Below are 1,853 nucleotides of genomic sequence, written 5' to 3' on the forward strand. Positions count from 1 at the left end.
GCATAATATAAGAAGAGCGATAACCTCACGTAATCCTGACAGGCGTTTGGAGCTTAGATATAGCTAAACTTGAAAAAAGAAAACAACTGAAAAAAAGTTTATTCTTTCTTAATAGTAAACRAAGAAAAAAGGTTGCCAATCAGTGTATGGCAACCTTTTTTCTAAAGTTTGGGGGCTTTTAGTGTGTTACAAAAAAGAACAAGTCAAAACGGTGTGYGTATTGTCTATGAACACATCCCACATGTCCGATCAGTTGCTGTCGGAGTATGGGTTGATGTTGGATCTAGACATGAAAAACCTGAAGAAAATGGCTTAACTCATTTTATCGAACATATGCTTTTTAAAGGAACTGCTACTCGGTCTGCTCGTCAGATTGCTGAAGAGTTCGATCGTATTGGTGGTCATGTCAATGCATTTACATCAAAAGAACAAACCTGCTATTATGCAAAAGTATTAGACCATCATGCGAAGCATGCCATTTCGGTATTGGCAGATATGTTTTTCCATTCTCAGTTTGATGAACAGGAATTAGAGAAAGAACGCCAAGTGGTATTGGAAGAAATACTGATGGTAGAAGATACACCTGATGATGATGTCCATGAACAATTATGGAATGTGATGTATCCGAACCAGACGCTAGGTGCATCGATTTTGGGTACTAAAGAATCACTCGAAACGTTCAACAAAGATTCCATCCATCAATTTATGGATCATCATTATCGACCTGAACATATTGTGATTTCTATCGCGGGGAATATTCCGGATGGCTTGATAGATTACACTGATTCCTTATTCGGCCAATTCAGATCAAGTACGGCAATGTCTGCTCGTCCATCGTTTGACACACCAGTTTTCCAACCGGGTGAATCACGTAAATCACGCGAAACGGAACAAGGGCATATTTGTCTTGGCTATCCTGGACTAAGCGTGAAAGATAAGCATATTTATGATCTTGTTGTATTGAATAATATTCTGGGTGGAAATATGTCTTCCCGTCTGTTCCAAGAAGTCCGTGAAGAAAAAGCGTTGGCCTACTCCATCTATTCGTATCATTCTTCATATGAAGATGCAGGATCCGTTGCTATTTATGGAGGCACTTCCAGCAATCAGTTGCAGAAACTCCAGGAAACCATTTATGAAACCATTCAAAAAGTGGTGGATGAAGGGGTTACCGATACAGAAGTGAACAATGCAAAAGAGCAATTAAAAGGAAATTTAATGCTCGGTTTAGAGAGCACGAACGCTCGAATGAATCGCAATGGGAAAAATGAATTAATTTTCAATGAACATAAAACGTATGATGAAGTATTGGAGTCGATTGATGAAGTGCATATCCATCAAGTACAGAAACTCGTAACGGATATTTTCACCATTCAACCAGCCATCTCAATCATTACACCAAAAGACTAATCCTTTGTAATTGTCTCAGACTGTAGACAAACTCTTATTTTTGAGTTTGTTTGCAGTCTTTTTAATTTGATTTAGATATGAAATATGTAGGGGATTTGCTAAAACCCTGCTCCTACAATGCTGCACTGCTTCGTAGGTGGTGCGTATCAAAAAACTGACATTCCAACAATTGTTGAGGGGTGGACGAAGTGACTTAGTCACAAGTCTACCTTCTTTGCTTTTAAGACCTTCCAGGGTAGGAGGCAGTTTAACATGGCCTTCTTTGTCTAGTTCCGAAGGCCAGACCGCACCTAAGCTTCAGGCCCTCTTTCGAAAGCAAGCTTTCGAATCGGCCCTTCCAGCGCCGGCGTCGGTCTAAATTGGCCTTCTTCACTTTTCGTGTGAACATGTGGTCTTTTTTTGCATATATTTAAGGAGATGAACATGGAGGAGGAGTCATATGT

1 protein-coding gene is annotated in these 1,853 nt (G+C 39.8%); it reads left to right on the forward strand.

What is annotated here, in order from left to right; genetic code table 11:
* Window positions 1-183 precede the first annotated feature (183 nt).
* Window positions 184-1,410 carry a M16 family metallopeptidase gene (locus AC1DSB_RS18785; RefSeq protein WP_477587363.1) on the forward strand — a complete coding sequence of 409 codons (1,227 nt, stop codon included), beginning with the start codon at window positions 184-186 and terminating at the stop codon, window positions 1,408-1,410.
* Window positions 1,411-1,853 lie beyond the last annotated feature (443 nt).

The organism is Paenisporosarcina sp. P4_E4_2 (genome assembly GCF_056401595.1).